The sequence below is a fragment of the Schauerella aestuarii genome, from assembly GCF_009866805.1.
Classification (GTDB): Bacteria; Pseudomonadota; Gammaproteobacteria; order Burkholderiales; family Burkholderiaceae_B; genus Schauerella; species Schauerella aestuarii.
Window position 1 is genome coordinate 1,071,793 of record NZ_SIZW01000043.1, and the last position, 13,941, is coordinate 1,085,733.

Below are 13,941 nucleotides of genomic sequence, written 5' to 3' on the forward strand. Positions count from 1 at the left end.
ACATGAGGCGGGACATACTGGAGTGGTGCCGCATCCATGCGCGTCGCAATGGCGTCTGGGCAGCGGCGCTTTGCGCCGGGTCACTGGCTGCCTGGGCCATGCATGTACAGGTCACGCAGCGCCTGGCGCAAATCGATGCGGATGCGCGCGTGCCGATGGTCAGCCGGGTGGTGGCTGCATTCGATCTGGACGCCGCAACCGTGTTGGAGGGTGTGCATGTGGCCGTGCGCGAGATTCCCGCGGCTTACGCCGCCAGCGACACGCTGACGCCAGAAGATTTCGCGCAGCTCACGCAGCCCCTGTTGGCGGTGCCGCTCAAGCAAGGCGATGCCATTTCGGCGGTTCATCTGAAGCCGCGATCGGCACTGCCATTGGCGTCCCGCATTTTGTCCGGACGCCGTGCAGTGACGATCCCGGTGGACGATTTGAGCTCACTTTCCGGGCTGCTCAAGTCGGGCGATTTCATCGACCTGTATGTGTCGTTCGACCACGAAGGGCGTCATGTGACGGCACCCCTGCTGCAAGGCGTCAGGGTATTGGCGATCGGGCAAGATGAGGATGGCATGCCCCGAAGCGCCAGCATGGCACACGGTGCATTCTCCACGGTCACCCTGGATGTGTCGCCGGAAGATGCGCTCAAGTTGGTTGCTGCGCGCCGCAACGGCACGATGTCGGCCATTCTTAGACGCGACTCGGACGATCGGGTGGTGGGAGCGGCAACGCGAGGCGATCTTGCGGCATTGTTGGGATTGGAGACCGATCAGCCTGCGCCGGTTCGTGACGTTCCCGTGCTGTACGGCAACGGTGGCGACGCCGCTGGCTCCCTGCTCGAGCAGCCTGCTGCGCTCGGCGGTTTTGCCGAATCAGGTTTCTTCGAACTCGATCTTCCGCCGCAATTGGCCAGCCGTCGTGCAGCGGCAGGTGGATCGCGTCCTGTACAAGCGGGCATACCCGCGCCGGCATTCACGGTCGGTGCGCCATGACGACGGTCGGCGATCATCTCGATCGAGCGCCCCATCGTCTCATCTGGATTGTGCTTGCAGTCTTATTGTTGGCCGGCAACGTGCGTGCTGCCGATGACGTGCGCGAGATGGAACTGCAGGTTGGCGAGACGCGCGTGCTGGCCCCTGGCGATGTCAAACGCATCGCCGTCGGCAATGGCCAGATCGTCAGCGCATCGGCGGCCGAAGCGCGTGAAGTGATTGTATTTGCCAAGCAGGCAGGCACGTCTTCGCTGCATATCTGGACGGCGCGTGCTCGTCCGCTGGCCTATCGTATTCGCGTCGTGCCGGCAGACTTCAAACGCATCCGAGACGATATCGATACGCTGCTCGCCAGGATCCCCGGTGCCCAGGCGATGACGGTAGGTGACAAAATCGTAATCGAGGGCGGCGACATCTCGGATCGGGATCGCGATCGGATCGCCAGTCTTGCCGCGACGTATCCAGGGCTGATCGATTTCACGCATCCCATGGGGTGGGAGCGCATGATCATGCTCGACGTGCAGGTCGTCGAACTGCCGCGTTCGCGCGTGCGTGAGCTGGGCGTGCGTTGGGATGGTGCCACCACGGGCGGCTTCAATACCGGTGTGGTGTGGGATAGCGCTGCCATCAATCGCCTCGGACGGCGTCCCGGTGAAGCGGCGCTGGTGCCGGCTGTAAACAGTGGCGGCCGGATCGATGAGATGGAGGGCGGCGACGATCCCAACGGCATCTCGTCGGGCATCTTGCAGCGGGTCGCACCGGCATTGGGTTTCTTTGGCGTCAACGCGGCGCTGTCGGCGCGCATCGATGCTATGGCGCAGTCGGGCGAAGCGGTGGTGCTCGCTCAGCCCCAGCTCATGGCGCGCAGCGGCGCGACGGCGGAGTTTCTGGCCGGCGGTGAAGTGCCTTATGCCACCACGGATGCCAACGGAAAAACCACGACGATCTTCAAGCCTTACGGCGTCGCGTTGAAAATCACACCCCAGGCGGACGGCAACGGCGCGGTGCGTTCGCGCATCGAGGTCGAAGCCAGTTCGGTCGATGCCACCACCCCCTCGCCGAGCGGCCCTGCGCTGAAAACGCGTCGCGCAGCCACTGAATTCAACGTGCGGTCGGGTCAAACCTTGGTGCTCGCGGGATTTCTGGCGCGCGAGCGCAACGATATGCGTAATGGGCTTCCCGGGCTGTCTCGCATTCCGGTATTGGGCTACCTCTTCGGCTCGCAACGCAACGAGGTGAAGGAAACGGAACTCGCCATTTTCGTGACACCGTACGTGATCGGGCAGGACAACCGTGCGCTCGCGGATCGCGTGTCGCGCAGCAACGCGATCTTGAACAGTAGTTTCGACGACGCCCCGCGTCTGAACACGCCGCTAGGCGTTGAGCAGTCGGGCGAGCGTGAAGATTGGCATGCGTCCGCTGGCGCCGGCTCGCAATGGCGTGCCGATGCCACGGCGTTCGTCGAGACGACATCGAGGATGGCGCCTATCGGAACCGTTCGACCGATGGGGTCGGCGGGCCAAGGCATGAACCAATATGCATTCGATCCCGAGCCATGATCGAGATTCTCCTGAAGTACGAAGACGGCAGGCAGGCCAAAGTGTGTGCGAGCGCGCCGGTGCACATCGGTCGCGACGCTGGATGTGCCGTCCGCATTCGGCATTGGCGCGTAGCCAAACGTCACGCGAGTATTGTCGTCATCGGCGACACGCTGGCCCTCGAGGATCATGGTTCGCTGATGGGCACCGCAGTCAACAATCGACGCATTGCCACACATGCACCTTTACTTGCCACAGATCGTGTCGTGATCGGACCCTGCCTGATGCAAATGCGTGCCACCGGAGGTGCGCAGGTCGACACGGAGAGCCACCGCCTGCACGGCCGATCGAGCCAGTCGTCAATGTCACGCAACGCGAGCGCGCCGCCCAACAGCACTGCGAACGTCGCCATAGATATCACGGCGGAACCCGACGACGCTGCCATTGCAGCGGAATCTGGCGACGCGACGATCGCCTTGGCATCCGGCGACGTGGATATCGCGTTCGCACGTCGTGAAGTGGATATCGCGGTAGCAGGTTGCGGCACCGATCGCGCAGCAGAAGCCGGCAGCGCGGAGATCTCAGTCAAAGCCAGCGGCGCGGCAACCAATGTATTCGTCAACGCAGTAGCCCACGATGTGTGCGTAAGTCGGTCGCTTCTCGACGATCAAACGATCGCTTCTGGCGTGACCGTCGATCGCCTTGAGGCGGCTGACCCCGCTGCACAGTGTCCGGCGACTCGTCATGCGCCGCGGAACGTAGAGGAAAGCCTCATGACCCCGCACGCCAAGACGGCTCCGCTCGATTCTTCCGCACGACGGGCGCAGGATGCGCGCGACCGATCTGCTCACGATGCATTGCTGCAAGCGCTCGATCTGCGCCGCCACGATGTGGCCGCGATGAGTGACGCCACACTCAGACATGTCGCCGGCGATCTGCTGATGCAGATCCTGGACGAAGATCGTGGGGCTTGCGCTCAGGAGAAGCAGGCACGGTGTCGACGTGTGCTGGACGAAGTTGTGGGGCTCGGGCCGCTCGAGTCATTGCTCGAAGACGACGGCGTTTCCGAGATCATGATCAACCGCTACGATGATATCTATGTCGAGCGGGCAGGGCGTTTGCATGCCGCGGCCCTCCGATTTACTTCCGAGCAGGCGCTGCGCAGGATTATCGATCGCATCGTGTCGCGTGTGGGGCGACGCGTCGATGAAAGCATGCCGATGGTCGACGCGCGTCTTTCGGATGGATCGCGTGTCAATGCGGTACTGCCCCCCATCGCCTTGAATGGCGCGGTGCTCACGATTCGCAAGTTCATGCGGAGCAGGCTGGGCATGTCCGATCTCGTTCGCACCGGTGCGATGAGTACGGCAATGGCGGCCTTCCTGCAACTTTGTGTCGAGCATCGCGCCAGCATTGTGATTGCGGGTGGCACCGGGTCGGGAAAGACAACTCTGCTCAATATTCTGGCCGACGCGATTCCGCCGGATGAGCGGATCGTGACGATTGAGGATTCGGCGGAGCTGAGGTTGCGTCATATGCATTTGGTGGCACTTGAAGCGCGCCCGCCGAATGTGGAAGGTCGCGGGTTGATCACGATCCGCGATCTGGTACGCAATGCACTGCGCATGCGTCCGGACCGGATCGTCGTGGGCGAATGCCGCGGCGCGGAGGCATTCGATATGTTGGCCGCCATGAACACCGGGCACGAGGGGTCGATGACGACGCTGCATGCCAATACACCGCGCGATGCGCTTGCGCGATTGGAAACCATGATCATGATGGCGAACATGGGGCTTCCGCTTTCGGTTGTACGTGAGCACGTCGTATCGAGCGTCGATCTGATCGTGCAGCAGCGTCGACTGGCCAATGGTCGGCGCGTGGTCACCGAGATCGTTGAACTCACCGGCATGGAGAGCGGCTGCATTCAGTCGCAGTCGCTCTTTCGATTCTCTGCGGCAAGCGACGGCTTCGCATGGGGCGGGGTGCTGCCCGGGATCGTTCAGCGTTGGCGCGACGAGGGGCATGTGATCGATACCGCAATGTTCTTTTCCAGCACGGACAGCATGCGAGGGATGCCGTGATCTGGCTCGCGACGATCGGCGCGATGATCGCGGCAGGCTTGACGCTGTTTCTCCTGCATGCGGGTTTTCTGGCGGCGATGAAGCGCTATCGCGACGTCTACACACAGGATGCGAGTGTGCGACTTGGGGAATTGTTCTTGTTCGTGGATCCAGTGCATCTATGGACAGGCGCGGTCTTGCTCTGCGCGGTGGTTGGCGTGGTGATGTACGGAGTGTTGGACAACGCGCCGCTGGCTGCGTTGATGGCGCTGGGCGTGGCACGCATCCCTGTATGGTGGGTCAAGTATCTGCGTCGACGCCGCCTTGCTCAGTTCGATCACCAGCTACCCGTGACGTTGGTCACACTGGCGGCTGCGCTTCGGGCAGGGGCCAGTGTGCCGGTCGCGTTCGCGCATGTTGTGGCGCACGCCGAGCCACCGCTGTCACAAGAGTTCGGATTGATGCTTCGCGAACAGCGCATGGGGCGATCGTTCGATGACGCGCTGGCGGCACTTTGTACACGCATGCCGTCATCCTCCACGGCGCTGGTTGCTTCGGCGCTTGGCATTGCGGCGCAAACCGGCGGCAATCTCGCCGAAACACTCGATCGCATTGCCGCCAGCTTGACGGCTCAGCAGCGGCTTCGCGCACGTGTGCAAGCGCTCACGGCGCAGGGCAAACTGCAGGCATGGATCGTGGGTTCCTTGCCCCTCGCGCTTGGTGTGGCGCTCACGGCCCTCGACCCGCACGGCATGCAGCCGCTCTGGTACACGCCATTGGGATGGGCCACGCTTGCGATCATTGCCGGTCTTGAAACGGCCGGCGTGCTGATGATTCGGCGCATTGTCAGGATCGATGTATGACTGACGATGCTGATGGGTCGCTCGCAATGTGGCTTGCGATGCTTGGCGGGGGTTGCTGTGCGATGTTGCTGGTGTTGATCCTGGCGCGCCCAGTGGCGGCAGGGCCTGCCGATGCCGCAACACCAGGCGTGCACGGACGACAACCGTTGCCGTGGCTGTGGCGTCTGGCGTGGCCATGGCTGGTCATTCTGGCGCCGGTGTGCCTCCGCTTCGTCTCCTGGCGCGTTCGTCAACGGCTCGACGACAGGCGCGTGCAGGCCGATCTTCCTGCGGCATGTTCGGTCGGCCACGTGTGCGCGGGGGCATGGATGATGGCGGTCGTCGCCGCGGTCAGCGTATGGCTTGTCGATAGTCAGATACAGGTGCTGACAGCGCCCTCGCGATTGGCATTGAGTGGGCTGGCAGCGCTCGCCGCCAGCCGATGGCCGCTGCAGTGGCTCAACCGGCGTGCGCGTGAGCGTACGGCAGCGATCGAACGCGCGTTGCCGTTTTATCTCGACATCACCGTGTTGTGCGTTGAGGGTGGCTTGAGCCTGCATGGCGCTCTGGTGCAGGCCGCGCAGCATGGCCCCGTGGGACCGCTGCGCGCGGAGCTTGCGCGCGCCTTGCTCGATATTCGAGCGGGCGGGAGTCGAATGCAGGCGCTTGGCGAGATGGCGCGGCGAGCCCACTCGCCGGCGTTGCGCGCATGGGTCGGCGCGCTGGCACAAGCGGAATCGCTGGGATTGCCGCTGGGTACCACGTTGCGCGCGCAAGCCGAGCAGCGACGTGCCGACCAGTACCAGCGAGCCGAACGTCTGGCCCAGGAGGCGCCGGTCAAAATGCTCTTGCCGCTGGCAGTGTGCATCTTCCCCTGCACGTTTCTGATGATTGGCTTTCCGCTGGCCGTGTCGATTCTGGGTCTGGAATAGATCCGCAGCCTGGCATACCTTCATGCATCCTTCAATCCCGCCATGCCGGCGACGTTACGGTTTCGTTGTCCTCGAGACGCCCTGGAAACGCCTGCGTGGTTTGCTGGGCCGACGTTCCCTCCTGCCGGGCGCAGGGGTGATTCTGACGCCATGCCGAAGTGTGCACACCTGCGGCATGCGTATGCCGATCGACATCGTATTCGTCGACGCAGCGCTGCGCGTGACGCGAGTGGTACGCGAACTCGTACCCTGGCAGGCAAGCGGATGTTGCCGGGCCCGCCATGTGGTCGAAATGGCGGCCGGGGCCGCGCCCATTACCGTTGCCGAATGGCACGAATGGCACATTGCGTTTCGGCGTGCGTTGCGCGGGGCGGGTATGCTGGTTCCCTCAACACAGGCAGGAGATCCGCTCGATGACGAACTTACGTAATGGTGTGCTGGCGCTCATTGCTGCCGGGCTGACGCTAACCGGTGCGACGGCCACGGCCAGCACCACGAAGGAATGGCAGGCCGCAACGGCCCAGGCTCAAGCGGCATGTGGCAAAGCAAGCGGTCTGCGCGACGTGAAAGTGGTGGGTGAGCCTGCGATCTTCGACGACACGTCGCCGCTGACCGCCGTGCTGGTCAAGGGGACATATCCGCAAGCGCATATGAAGGGGCAGGCGGGCACGATGCTGTGCCTCTATGATCGCAAAACGCGCCGCGCACGGGCTGTGGAGTGGGCACCGCCCACACCTTGAGCGCGCCACGCGCTGGTGTGACGCCCGGTGTCACACCGGCTGTTCGGTCGCGCCTCGCGGATACTCGCCACCGCCGAATACCGAGGTGTAAGCCGGGTAAAAGCTGCAGTACATCACGCCGGCAGCGGCAATCGTAAATGGCATCTTCAGCGTGCTGGCAAAGGTAAGCGGCACCCCGGCAAACACCAATACCCCGGTGATCAGATCCAGACCCATGAAAACGGCCAACCAGGCAAAGCCATAAACCAGGAATGCCCATTTGTTGCGCCAGCAGGCGATACCGGAGAAGAACAGCGCCTGAACCATTTTGGTGCCGTGCCACGCTTTGAGCGCCGGCGCGTGCCAGAAGAGGGCGGCAATGATCAGGTAGAGCACCGCGAAGATCGCCAGCGGCACGCGCGCGGCCTCGAGAAACGGCACGAGACTGTCCGTGACCGACGCGGCCCGCAGCCCTTCGACCAGGTCGCGGGTGAACGGGAGAAACGAAGCCAGGCCCGCAATCAGTGCAGCGCTCGCGTAGGCGATGCCCATCAAGAACATCCGTTTGAATACCCCCGGTTGCTTAAGCGGCTTGATCCACATGGACGGCAGCATCACGCGATCCGCCTCGACATGCTTGCAGGCCGACAGGGTCATCAGCGTGATGGTCGGCATGAGCAGCAGGGCGATCAGCGGACCGAACGGCGGCGTATTGAGCGCGATGCTGAGGAGGAGGCTGATGGCCATGGCCCAGGTGAACATGGCTAGCGGCTGCTTGCGAAACAGGCGAAAACCATCGAGCACCCAGTGCCAGCCGGCGGTAGCGGGAAGAGAAGCAGCTTGCATGAACGTCGGTCTAGGCTTGTATGTCGAGGGTTGACGGCGGAAGTACGGGAACCGCTATATTAGGGCAGTGGCGGCGGCGCTACATTTCGGCGCAGTGTTAATAGCCGTTCGAAGTGGCGTGGATCGTGCGGTTTGAGCGTTTCCGCCTGTCGGGGAATGAAATAGTCGTACAGCCGGGACACCCAGAAACGCAACGCTGCGGCCCGCAGCATCGTGGGCCAGGCGCGCCGTTCGGCGTCCGTGAACGGGCGCAACTGCGCGTAGGCCGCAAGCCAGGCCTCGACGCGCGGCGCGTCGAGGGCGCCGGTCGCGCGATCGATGCACCAATCGTTTACCGCCACGGCCACGTCGAATAGCCAATGATCGCAACCCGCGAAATAGAAATCGATGACCCCGCCCAATTGGGGCGACTCGAATGTACCGTCGAAAAGCACGTTGTCGCGGAAAAAGTCGCAGTGAGCAGGACCCACCGGCAGCGCTTGCCAGTCGTCGCCCGCGGCGGCCTGCGACTGCGTGCGAAGCTCGTCGCTCAGCATGTTGGCCTGTGTAGCATCCAGGAAGGGCATCACTTTGGGCCCGGTTTCGAGCCACCACGACAGTCCTCGCAGATTGGGCTGCGATAGCGGAAAGTCCTGCGCGGCATTGTGGATACGGGCCATCGCCCGGCCTGCCAGGGCGCAATGGGCCACGCCGGGCGCGGGTTCGTAACCCCCATTCAAGCGCTGCACGATCGCGGTGGGCTTGCCATGCACCGTGGTGATCCGCGTGCCGTCGCGCAGGGTTTGCGGCTGCGGCACTTGGGCATCGCGCACCGACAAGTGATGCATCAACTCGATATAGAAGGGCAGTTGCTCGTGAGTCAACACCTCGAACAGCGTCAGCACGAACTCGCCTTGAGTGGTGGCGAGAAAGAAATTGGTGTTTTCGATGCCCGCCGTAATGCCTCTTAAGGAGACAAACTCGCCGAGGTTGTAGTGCTTGAGCAACGCGCGAGCGTCGTCGTCGGTAACGGAAGTGAAGACGGCCATGAAAGCAGAAGCGGTAAGTTGAGGAACAGCCGGGAAGTCCCACGACCGACCCGCATTTTAGACCAGTGATCGCCCCCTCCGGCGCGAATTACTTAAGCGAGCGGCTCGGTCAGGATAAAATCGCGTTATTCCACCCGTTCTCCGGAATTCTCTTGGCTCCTCATGACTGGCAGCTTTGCGCTGCGCCGATGATCGACGTGACCGATCGTCACTGCCGATACTTTCACCGCCTGCTGGCGCCGCGTGCCCGTCTCTACACCGAGATGATCACGACCGGCGCACTGATGCACGGCAATGTTCCCCGCCATCTCGACTTTGACGAGGCGGAGCATCCCGTCGCCTTGCAGTTGGGCGGCAGCGAACCCGATGCGTTGGCGGCCGCCGCCAAACTTGGCGCAGAGTGGGGTTACGACGAGATCAATCTCAACTGCGGGTGTCCTTCGGAGCGCGTGCAGCGGGGCGCATTCGGCGCGTGCCTGATGGCCGAGCCGCAACTGGTGGCCGATTGCATCAAGGCGATGCAGGATGCCGTCTCGGTGCCCGTGACGGTCAAGCATCGCCTTGGCCTCGATTACGACGACCGATATGCGTTCGTGCGTGATTTCGTCGGCACCCTTTACGATGCCGGCTGCCGCGTTTTCGTCGTTCATGCGCGCAACGCCGTGCTCAAAGGACTATCGCCCAAGGACAACCGGGATATCCCGCCCTTGCGCTACGACGCGGTGCGACAGCTCAAGCGCGATTTTCCCGATGCCACGATCGCCTTGAACGGCGGTCTGGCGACGGCCGCGCAAGCGCTCGAGGCCGGACGCGGGCTGGATGGCGTCATGCTGGGGCGTGCCGCCTGGCACAGCCCGCGCGTGTTGTCGGAAGTATCGATGGCCTTGTGGCCGCAGACCCGGTTGCCCAGCGACGCACGGGTAATCGATGCGATGACCGCGTATGCGGAGCAGCAACTTTCGAAGGGTGTGCCGTTGCGCGCCATCACGCGGCCCATGCTCGGGTTGGTGACGGGGCAATCGGGGGCACGGCGGTGGCGCCGCGTGTTATCGGACCCTGCGCAGTTGGCCAAGGGTGTCCAGGTGTTCTATGACGCCTGGCGCGCCCTCGATGCCGGAGGGCGGCAGGCGGTTGACGCTCTGGATGGCGAACACAACGAGACCGTGCTGCAGGGGAACGACGGCTATTGCGCCGAGGCGCCTCTTTCTCAGGCGGCCGAGTCGGTTGGCCAGTCTCGGATATAGGCTTTCAGCATCGTATTTTCGAATTGCTGAGCAGCCACGATGGCCTGCGCCATGTCATAGAACGAGATGACGCCCATCAGCATGGGGCCGTCCATCACCGGCATATAGCGCGCATGCTTTTCGAGCATCAAGCGCTGCACTTCGTCGGCGCTGGTGTTGGGCGAGACGCTTACCGGCGCGTCGTCCATGATGGCGCGAATCGTGGTATCACCCACCACGCCGCCATTTTTGTCCAGCGCGCGGATGATTTCGCGAAAAGTCAGCATGCCCGCCAGCATGCCCGACTCCATGATGACCAGCGAACCGATATCCTGCTCGCTCATGGTTTGGATGGCGCCGGCCACCGATGCGTCAGGACTCGCCGTATACAGCGTATCGCCTTTGACGCGCAGAATTTCGCTAACTTTTAACATGGTCTCTCTCCCGCTCCGCGGTCACACCCTCATCCTGCCGGGCCGTCGCGTCGGTGAGGCGCAAGGGCGCTTCATCCGGTGCATCGTCGGTCGCAATCAACTGCGCTAGTGTAACGTCGGTCTGCCCCGAAAGCGCGGCCTGCGCCAGCCTGACAGCACTGGGATCTTCCAGAATGCGCTTCTGGCGCCGATCCAGCAATAGCGCATCGAAGAGCGGCGCGAGCGACGTCTTGTGGGGATCGCAGGCGAGAATCCAGCGGTTGTCCTGCGTGCGCGCAACGAGGTTGTATGACTCGAGTGTTTCCATCACGCGATTCAACTCGTCGTAATGCAGCCGCAGGTCGCGCGCAAGTTGATCGATGCCGCGATCGGGCATGGCGGTTCCCTGGGCCTCGTACAGCAAGCGCAACGCGCCCAGGCCATCGATGAGTGCCGCACCCGGGTGACGATCGACATCCCAGCGGCCCAGCCGAATCAGCGGCAGGCTTGCCGCGATCGTGGCGCCGAGCAGGATAGCCAACCAGGAGAGGTAAATCCACAACAGGAAAATCGGCAGGGTGGCGAATGCGCCGTAGATCACGGTGTACGTGGGAAAGCGGGTAACGTAGTAAGCAAATCCCGATTTCATGATTTCCAGCACGATTGCGGTGCCGAATCCCCCCGCCAGGGCATCGCGCCAGTACACCCGCCGGTTGGGCACCAGCACGAACAGGGCGGCAAAGCCGAGTCCGGTCAGCAGCACGGGCACAGCCGAGATCGCGAGCTGGAGCGGTCCGGGAACGTCGCGCACCAGTCCCATGGATTCGCGCGCAAGGTACGAGGTGGCCCACAGACTGCCGCCCGCCACGACGGGGCCCAATGTGACGATCGCCCAATAGACCAACGCGCGTTGCGGCAACGGCCGTTGCCGCGTGACATGCCAGATATCGTTGAACGTCTGATCGATCGTCATGATCAACAGGATCGATGTGACCAACAGAAAGCCGCCGCCGATCGCGGTCAGCCGCGATGCCTGACGCGCGAACTGGTTGAGGTACTCCATGATGTTTTCCGACACGGTCGGTGGCATCAGGCTATTGGTGAGGAAGTCCTCCAGCGCCAGGCGAAATTCCTGAAACACCGGAAACGCTGTGAACAGCGACAGCACGACGGCCAGCATGGGCACGATCGCGAGCACTGTCGTGAACGTGAGGCTCGCAGCCACCTGAATCAGTTTTTGTTCTTCGGCCTGCGCGCCAGCAAAGCGTAAAACCTTGAGCACCCGCGCAGCCCACGAGGCGCGCACTTCGTCGGGTTTGCGACCGGGGTCCCCACCAGCGGTCGCTTGCTCTGCTAAATCGTTCATCGGGTGATAATAGCAGCATGCAAACTGAACTCAACCCGGTGTTGCGCGTCGTCGCGACCGCTTCGCTTTTTGCGTTGATCGTCCTCTGCGTGGCCTGGGAGTCCGTGGTCGCGCCGATCCGTCCCGGCGGGTCGTTGCTGATCCTGAAAGCGTTGCCATTGGCCTTCGCCGTGCGCGGTGTTGCCCGCGGCAACCTGTACACCTATCAATGGGCCTGCATGCTGGCGTTGCTGTATCTGATGGAAGGCGTGGTGCGCGCCATGTCCGATCCCGGCACGATGTCGGTGATGATGGCTTGGGGCGAGATCGTGCTTTCCAGCGTATTTTTCCTTTCTGCGATTTTTTATGTCCGGCCCGCCAAGCGTGCCGCGCGATTGGCGCGTCGGGCCGGCCAAACTGGAGCCCGCCATGGATAAGTTGAACGATCGCCTCGACGCGATTGCCCCATGCAATGGCTTTGCCGCCTTGTCCAACGCGTTCTACAGCCGGGTGCCGACGCGTCCGGTGAGCGCACCCACGCTTGTGCACGTCAATCCCGAGGTCGGCGCACTTATCGGACTGAGCCCAGCAGCCCTGGCTTCCGAGGCGTTTTTGGATGTGGTGTCCGGTCGTGCGCCCTGGCCGGGGGGCGACACGTTGGCCGCCGTTTACAGCGGTCATCAGTTTGGGGTCTGGGCGGGTCAACTCGGAGACGGTCGTGCGCATCTGCTGGCGGAAGTTGCAGGTGCTCAAGGCAGTTGGGAGATTCAGCTCAAAGGCGCAGGCATGACCCCGTACTCCCGCATGGGGGATGGGCGTGCGGTGCTGCGATCGTCGATCCGCGAGTATCTCGCCAGCGAGGCCATGCACGGCCTGGGCATTCCGACCACGCGAGCGCTGGCGTTGGTGTCGTCGCCGGATCCCGTGGTACGTGAAACGGTCGAAACCGCCGCCGTGGTGACGCGACTGGCACCCAGCTTCGTGCGCTTTGGCTCCTTCGAGCATTGGGCCGCCGCACGCGATACGGAGCGGCTGCGCGAGCTGCTGGTTTACGTGGCGACCCGCTATTACCCGGAACGCTGCGTCTATATATCAGGCGAACTCGACGTCGTGCAGACAACACTTGGTGTATTTGCCGAGGTCACCGCACGCACGGCGAAATTGATGGCCGATTGGCAATCTGTCGGGTTCTGCCACGGCGTGATGAATACCGACAATATGTCGATCCTCGGTCTCACCTTGGATTATGGCCCTTACGGCTTTATGGATGCCTTCAACATGGGCCATATCTGCAATCACACCGATACGCAGGGACGGTATGCCTGGAACCGCCAGCCGTCGGTGGGCCTGTGGAATCTCTATCGGCTGGCAGGCGCGTTGCATCCGCTGTTGCCCGATGCCGACGGGTTGCGGGCCGTGCTCGAAACCTACGAAGGTCAGTTCACAACGACTTTTCACGCAAAGATGGGGCGAAAGATCGGGCTCGAAGACTTCGGCGGTGAAGAGGACGAGGCGCTGCTCGAAGCACTGCTGCAACTGATGCATCGTGATCGTGCAGACTTCACGCTTACATTTCGGTCACTCTCTGAAGCGGTTGCCGGCAATCCAGCAGCTTTCAAGGACTTGTTTGTCGACCGTGTAACGGCCGCCGAGTGGCTTTCGCGTCTGGAAGGGCGGCTGCGACGCGTCGGAAAAACATCTGTGGAAACGGCACAACAGTTGGACGCCGTCAATCCGTTGTACGTGTTACGCAATCATTTGGCTGAGGGAGCCATCAAAGCCGCACAAACGGGTGACTTCCACGAGCTGGATCAATTGTTTAAGCTTCTAAGAAGTCCATTTCAGCCCGTTTCAGGTGCTGAACGGTTTGCCGCAATACCGCCGGATTGGGCGCATGATATTGAAGTGAGCTGTTCTTCTTAAGTTGGCCCGCGAACTGCCGTAATAATAAAGTCTGCAAAGGTGCGTAATAGTTTCATATTCCGGAAGCAATTTGTTATAGTTTGGTACGC

General features: G+C 62.5%; 14 protein-coding genes. 10 read left to right on the plus strand and 4 right to left on the minus strand.

The genetic code is table 11. The annotated features are described in order from the left end of the window. Positions 1–2: 2 nt before the first annotated feature. The 7 genes from cpaB to EYW45_RS24165 are packed head-to-tail and all read left to right on the plus strand — an operon-like array spanning position 3 to position 7,095. Positions 3–983 (plus strand): Flp pilus assembly protein CpaB, encoded by a 981-nt coding sequence (gene cpaB / locus EYW45_RS24135; RefSeq protein WP_161137957.1) that lies wholly within the window; start codon positions 3–5, stop codon positions 981–983. Then, positions 980–2,542, plus strand: a complete 1,563-nt coding sequence (locus EYW45_RS24140; RefSeq protein WP_161137958.1) for a type II and III secretion system protein family protein — start codon at positions 980–982, stop codon at positions 2,540–2,542. Before cpaB ends, EYW45_RS24140 begins: the two co-directional genes overlap by 4 nt. Beyond that, positions 2,539–4,602: an ATPase, T2SS/T4P/T4SS family gene (locus tag EYW45_RS24145; RefSeq protein ID WP_161137959.1), complete on the plus strand. Its 2,064-nt coding sequence runs from the start codon at positions 2,539–2,541 to the stop codon at positions 4,600–4,602. Before EYW45_RS24140 ends, EYW45_RS24145 begins: the two co-directional genes overlap by 4 nt. Next, the gene (locus EYW45_RS24150) at positions 4,599–5,444 is read left to right on the plus strand and encodes a type II secretion system F family protein (protein WP_161137960.1); all 846 of its coding nucleotides are present in this window, start codon (positions 4,599–4,601) and stop codon (positions 5,442–5,444) included. Before EYW45_RS24145 ends, EYW45_RS24150 begins: the two co-directional genes overlap by 4 nt. Then, the gene (locus EYW45_RS24155; RefSeq protein WP_235939199.1) at positions 5,441–6,355 is read left to right on the plus strand and encodes a type II secretion system F family protein; all 915 of its coding nucleotides are present in this window, start codon (positions 5,441–5,443) and stop codon (positions 6,353–6,355) included. The genes EYW45_RS24150 and EYW45_RS24155 overlap by 4 nt, the downstream gene beginning before the upstream one ends. A 22-nt stretch (positions 6,356–6,377) precedes the next feature. Next, the gene (locus EYW45_RS24160) at positions 6,378–6,785 is read left to right on the plus strand and encodes a DUF192 domain-containing protein (RefSeq protein WP_161137961.1); all 408 of its coding nucleotides are present in this window, start codon (positions 6,378–6,380) and stop codon (positions 6,783–6,785) included. Further along, positions 6,769–7,095, plus strand: coding sequence for a hypothetical protein (locus tag EYW45_RS24165; RefSeq protein WP_161137962.1), 327 nt, complete (start codon positions 6,769–6,771; stop codon positions 7,093–7,095). The genes EYW45_RS24160 and EYW45_RS24165 overlap by 17 nt, the downstream gene beginning before the upstream one ends. 30 nt (positions 7,096–7,125) lie before the next feature. Here the strand turns inward: EYW45_RS24165 and EYW45_RS24170 are convergent, their stop codons facing one another. Both EYW45_RS24170 and EYW45_RS24175 read right to left on the minus strand, forming a co-directional pair. After that, the gene (locus EYW45_RS24170; protein WP_161137963.1) at positions 7,126–7,920 is read right to left on the minus strand and encodes a BPSS1780 family membrane protein; all 795 of its coding nucleotides are present in this window, start codon (positions 7,918–7,920) and stop codon (positions 7,126–7,128) included. 59 nt (positions 7,921–7,979) lie between these two features. Continuing rightward, positions 7,980–8,948, minus strand: a complete 969-nt coding sequence (locus EYW45_RS24175) for a homoserine kinase (protein ID WP_161137964.1) — start codon at positions 8,946–8,948, stop codon at positions 7,980–7,982. A 152-nt stretch (positions 8,949–9,100) separates the two neighbouring features. On the opposite strand from EYW45_RS24175, the gene dusA reads away from it, so the two are divergent. Continuing rightward, positions 9,101–10,192 carry a tRNA dihydrouridine(20/20a) synthase DusA gene (gene dusA / locus EYW45_RS24180; protein ID WP_161137965.1) on the plus strand — a complete coding sequence of 364 codons (1,092 nt, stop codon included), beginning with the start codon at positions 9,101–9,103 and terminating at the stop codon, positions 10,190–10,192. Here dusA and EYW45_RS24185 read toward each other — a convergent pair. Beyond that, on the minus strand, positions 10,156–10,605 hold the full coding sequence (locus EYW45_RS24185; RefSeq protein ID WP_161137966.1) for a CBS domain-containing protein: 450 nt from the start codon (positions 10,603–10,605) through the stop codon (positions 10,156–10,158). The genes dusA and EYW45_RS24185 overlap by 37 nt on opposite strands. Beyond that, a complete protein-coding gene (locus EYW45_RS24190; RefSeq protein ID WP_161137967.1) occupies positions 10,592–11,950 on the minus strand; it encodes a YihY family inner membrane protein in 1,359 nt (452 codons plus the stop codon). The genes EYW45_RS24185 and EYW45_RS24190 overlap by 14 nt, the downstream gene beginning before the upstream one ends. Before the next feature lie 17 nt (positions 11,951–11,967). Between EYW45_RS24190 and EYW45_RS24195 the strand changes: the two genes are divergently transcribed. Then, positions 11,968–12,366, plus strand: coding sequence for a DUF2069 domain-containing protein (locus EYW45_RS24195; protein WP_161137968.1), 399 nt, complete (start codon positions 11,968–11,970; stop codon positions 12,364–12,366). Next, the gene (locus EYW45_RS24200; protein WP_161137969.1) at positions 12,359–13,852 is read left to right on the plus strand and encodes a protein adenylyltransferase SelO; all 1,494 of its coding nucleotides are present in this window, start codon (positions 12,359–12,361) and stop codon (positions 13,850–13,852) included. The genes EYW45_RS24195 and EYW45_RS24200 overlap by 8 nt, the downstream gene beginning before the upstream one ends. Positions 13,853–13,941: the final 89 nt, after the last annotated feature.